The following is a 5,372-nucleotide window of genomic DNA, read 5'->3' on the forward strand; positions in this document are numbered from 1 at the left end:
TTTTTTTTGGTTCCCTTCCTTTTCATGCCCCCGTGTGGAGGGGTTGGGATGTTTTGTCAACTGTTTTGGTTGGCGTTTTTTTTGCTGGGTTTTCGGACTCTGGTTGTTCTGATTGCGCCCTTTTGTTTTGGGGTGTGGTTGTGAGTCTTCAACGGAGAGTTTGATCCTGGCTCAGGACGAACGCTGGCGGCGTGCTTAACACATGCAAGTCGAGCGGTAAGGCCCTTCGGGGTACACGAGCGGCGAACGGGTGAGTAACACGTGGGTGATCTGCCTCGCACTTCGGGATAAGCCTGGGAAACTGGGTCTAATACCGGATATGACTCCTGGTCGCATGGCTTGGGGTGGAAAGATTTATCGGTGTGAGATGGGCCCGCGGCCTATCAGCTTGTTGGTGGGGTAATGGCCTACCAAGGCGACGACGGGTAGCCGGCCTGAGAGGGCGACCGGCCACACTGGGACTGAGACACGGCCCAGACTCCTACGGGAGGCAGCAGTGGGGAATATTGCACAATGGGCGGAAGCCTGATGCAGCGACGCCGCGTGGGGGATGACGGCCTTCGGGTTGTAAACCTCTTTCGACTCCGACGAAGCGTAAGTGACGGTAGGGGTAGAAGAAGCACCGGCCAACTACGTGCCAGCAGCCGCGGTAATACGTAGGGTGCGAGCGTTGTCCGGAATTACTGGGCGTAAAGAGCTTGTAGGCGGTTTGTCGCGTCGTCTGTGAAAACTCACAGCTCAACTGTGAGCTTGCAGGCGATACGGGCAGACTTGAGTACTGCAGGGGAGACTGGAATTCCTGGTGTAGCGGTGAAATGCGCAGATATCAGGAGGAACACCGGTGGCGAAGGCGGGTCTCTGGGCAGTAACTGACGCTGAGAAGCGAAAGCGTGGGTAGCGAACAGGATTAGATACCCTGGTAGTCCACGCCGTAAACGGTGGGCGCTAGGTGTGGGTTTCCTTCCACGGGATCCGTGCCGTAGCTAACGCATTAAGCGCCCCGCCTGGGGAGTACGGCCGCAAGGCTAAAACTCAAAGGAATTGACGGGGGCCCGCACAAGCGGCGGAGCATGTGGATTAATTCGATGCAACGCGAAGAACCTTACCTGGGTTTGACATACACCGGAAACCTGCAGAGATGTAGGCTCCCTTGTGGTCGGTGTACAGGTGGTGCATGGCTGTCGTCAGCTCGTGTCGTGAGATGTTGGGTTAAGTCCCGCAACGAGCGCAACCCTTGTCCTGTGTTGCCAGCACGTGATGGTGGGGACTCGCAGGAGACTGCCGGGGTCAACTCGGAGGAAGGTGGGGACGACGTCAAGTCATCATGCCCCTTATGTCCAGGGCTTCACACATGCTACAATGGCCGGTACAGAGGGCTGCGATACCGTGAGGTGGAGCGAATCCCTTAAAGCCGGTCTCAGTTCGGATCGGGGTCTGCAACTCGACCCCGTGAAGTTGGAGTCGCTAGTAATCGCAGATCAGCAACGCTGCGGTGAATACGTTCCCGGGCCTTGTACACACCGCCCGTCACGTCATGAAAGTCGGTAACACCCGAAGCCGGTGGCCCAACCCCTTGTGGGAGGGAGCCGTCGAAGGTGGGATCGGCGATTGGGACGAAGTCGTAACAAGGTAGCCGTACCGGAAGGTGCGGCTGGATCACCTCCTTTCTAAGGAGCTTTCTGTACGGGCACCCACGGTGGTGGGATGGTAAACGCTTCGTGCCAGAGGCCATTGCGGACCCGGGTGTGGTCCGGTGGTTGCTCATGGGTGGAACGCTGACATGTGCTGGTCTTCTTGTGGTCGTTGGTGGCTGTGAGGGGCTGGAGGTAGTCGACACGCTGTTGGGTCCTGAGGGAACACGCGAGTGTTTCTCTTTCAGGAGGAAGTGACGATCTGGGAGTTCCTCCGGTCATACCGCTGTCGGTCCTTGTGGGGTCCGGGTGTGGGTGTCGGGTGTGGGTTCTTTCGGGTGTGTTGTTTGAGAACTGCACAGTGGACGCGAGCATCTTTGTTTGTAAGTGTGTAAGAGCGTTCGGTGGATGCCTTGGCACCAGGAGCCGATGAAGGACGTGGGAGGCTGCGATAAGCCTCGGGGAGCTGTCAACCGAGCTGAGATCCGAGGGTGTCCGAATGGGGAAACCCGGCACGAGTGATGTCGTGTCACCCGCATCTGAATGTATAGGGTGTCGGGAGGGAACGTGGGGAAGTGAAACATCTCAGTACCCACAGGAAGAGAAAACAATTGTGATTCCGTGAGTAGTGGCGAGCGAAAGCGGATGAGGCTAAACCATGGGCGTGTGATACCCGGCAGGGGTTGCGTTCATGGGGTTGTGGGGTCATTCTTCTCGGTTCTGCCGGACTGGGCGGGAGTCAGAAACCGTTGTGTTAGCCGAAGTGGTCTGGAACGGCCTGTCGTAGAGGGTGAGAATCCCGTAGGTGAAAGCATGACGGCTCTCGTGGATGATGCCCGAGTAGCAGCGGGCCCGTGGAATCTGCTGTGAATCTGCCGGGACCACCCGGTAAGCCTGAATACTCCCTGGTGACCGATAGCGGACTAGTACCGTGAGGGAAAGGTGAAAAGTACCCCGGGAGGGGAGTGAAATAGTACCTGAAACCGTGCGCTTACAATCCGTCAGAGCCTCCCTTTCGGGGTGGGGTGATGGCGTGCCTTTTGAAGAATGAGCCTGCGAGTCATTGGTATGTGGCGAGGTTAACCCGTGTGGGGTAGCCGTAGCGAAAGCGAGTCCGAATAGGGCGTTTTGAGTCGCGTGTCATGGACCCGAAGCGGAGTGATCTACCCATGGCCAGGGTGAAGCGACGGTAAGACGTCGTGGAGGCCCGAACCCACTTAGGTTGAAAACTGAGGGGATGAGCTGTGGGTAGGGGTGAAAGGCCAATCAAACTCCGTGATAGCTGGTTCTCCCCGAAATGCATTTAGGTGCAGCGTCACGTGTTTCACGCCGGAGGTAGAGCTACTGGATGGCCTAGGGGGCCTACCAGCTTACCGAAGTCAGCCAAACTCCGAATGCCGGTGTGTGAGAGCGTGGCAGTGAGACTGCGGGGGATAAGCTTCGTAGTCGAGAGGGAAACAGCCCAGATCGCCGGCTAAGGCCCCTAAGCGTGTACTAAGTGGAAAAGGATGTGGGATCGCGAAGACAACCAGGAGGTTGGCTTAGAAGCAGCCATCCTTGAAAGAGTGCGTAATAGCTCACTGGTCAAGTGGTCTTGCGCCGACAATGTAGCGGGGCTCAAGTACACCGCCGAAGCCGCGGCAGTCGCATATGTCATTGTCCTCATTTTGTGTGGGGGCCAGTGGTGCGGCTGGGTAGGGGAGCGTCGTGTAGCCGTGGAAGTGCCGGAGTGATCCAGGTGTGGAGGCTGCGCGAGTGAGAATGCAGGCATGAGTAGCGAAAGACGAGTGAGAAACTCGTCCGCCGAATGACCAAGGGTTCCTGGGCCAGGTTAATCCGCCCAGGGTGAGTCGGGACCTAAGGCGAGGCCGACAGGCGTAGTCGATGGACAACGGGTTGATATTCCCGTACCCGTGTATCCGCGCCCAATGGCGAGGCAGTTGTGCTAAGTGCCCAAATGTGGCGAGACCTCCTTCGGGAGGCTCAAAGCGGCTGCGCACGACCCTGGCTGTAGTAGTCAAGCGATGGGGTGACGCAGGAAGGTAGCTGGGCCAGTGAGTGGTTGTACTGGTGTAAGCCTGTAGGGTGTGGCGTAGGTAAATCCGCGTCATGGGTAGCCTGAGAGGTGATGCGTAGCCGATTGAGGCGAATTCAGTGATCCTATGCTGCCGAGAAAAGCCTCTAGTGAGTTGGTACACGGCCCGTACCCTAAACCGACACAGGTGGTCAGGTAGAGAATACCGAGGCGATCGAGAGAACTGTGGTTAAGGAACTCGGCAAAATGCCCCCGTAACTTCGGGAGAAGGGGGACCATGTCTGGTGATCGGTCTTGCATCGTGAGCTGGGTGTGGTCGCAGAGACCAGAGAGAAGCGACTGTTTACTAAAAACACAGGTCCGTGCGAAGTCGTAAGACGAGGTATACGGACTGACGCCTGCCCGGTGCCGGAAGGTTAAGAGGACCGGTTAGTGGATTCGTCCGCGAAGCTGAGAATTTAAGCCCCGGTAAACGGCGGTGGTAACTATAACCATCCTAAGGTAGCGAAATTCCTTGTCGGGTAAGTTCCGACCTGCACGAATGGCGTAACGACTTCTCTGCTGTCTCAACCACAGACTCGGCGAAATTGCATTACGAGTAAAGATGCTCGTTACGCGCGGCAGGACGAAAAGACCCCGGGACCTTCACTATAGCTTGGTATTGGTGTTCGGTACGGTTTGTGTAGGATAGGTGGGAGACTGTGAAGCGGGCACGCTAGTGTTTGTGGAGTCGTCGTTGAAATACCACTCTGGTCGTATTGGACTTCTAACCTCGGGCCATGATCTGGTTCAGGGACAGTGCCTGGTGGGTAGTTTAACTGGGGCGGTTGCCTCCTAAAATGTAACGGAGGCGCCCAAAGGTTCCCTCAGCCTGGTTGGCAATCAGGTGTCGAGTGCAAGTGCACAAGGGAGCTTGACTGTGAGACCGACAGGTCGAGCAGGGACGAAAGTCGGGACTAGTGATCCGGCACTGGCATGTGGAAGCGGTGTCGCTCAACGGATAAAAGGTACCCCGGGGATAACAGGCTGATCTTCCCCAAGAGTCCATATCGACGGGATGGTTTGGCACCTCGATGTCGGCTCGTCGCATCCTGGGGCTGGAGTAGGTCCCAAGGGTTGGGCTGTTCGCCCATTAAAGCGGCACGCGAGCTGGGTTTAGAACGTCGTGAGACAGTTCGGTCTCTATCCGCCGCGCGCGTGAAGAAACTTGAGGAAAGCTGTCCCTAGTACGAGAGGACCGGGACGGACGAACCTCTGGTGCGCCAGTTGTTCTGCCAAGAGCACTGCTGGTTGGCTACGTTCGGAAGGGATAACCGCTGAAAGCATCTAAGCGGGAAGCCTGTTCCAAGATGAGGTTTCTCACCACCACAGAGTGGTTAAGGCCCCCCACAGACCATGGGGTTGATAGGCCGGAACTGGAAGCACGGCAACGTGTGGAGGTGACCGGTACTAACCGGCCGAGGACTTACCAACAAAGATCGCTACGCGTCCACTGTGCAGTATCTGAAACAACACACAACCCCCCTCGCACCCGACACAACAACCCGGGCAAAGGGGGGGCAGTGACAGTTTCACAGAGTTACGGCGGCCATAGCGGCAGGGAAACGCCCGGTCCCATTCCGAACCCGGAAGCTAAGCCTGCCAGCGCCGATGGTACTGCACCCGACAGGGTGTGGGAGAGTAGGACACCGCCGAAACACACCACA

3 rRNA genes are annotated in these 5,372 nt (G+C 57.3%); all 3 read left to right on the forward strand.

The window, feature by feature from the left end:
- The first annotated feature begins 148 nt into the window (after positions 1-148).
- The 3 genes from ACX4ZE_RS22415 (at position 149) to rrf (ending at position 5,363) form a co-directional block, all read left to right on the forward strand.
- Positions 149-1,667 (forward strand): 16S ribosomal RNA (locus ACX4ZE_RS22415).
- Positions 1,668-2,012: 345 nt separating this feature from the next.
- Positions 2,013-5,139, forward strand: a 23S ribosomal RNA gene (locus ACX4ZE_RS22420).
- A gap of 107 nt (positions 5,140-5,246) precedes the next feature.
- Positions 5,247-5,363: ribosomal RNA gene (gene rrf, locus ACX4ZE_RS22425) — 5S ribosomal RNA — on the forward strand.
- Together the 16S, 23S and 5S rRNA genes form the textbook arrangement of a ribosomal RNA operon.
- Positions 5,364-5,372 lie beyond the last annotated feature (9 nt).

The organism is Nocardia sp. TBRC8007, assembly GCF_056629435.1.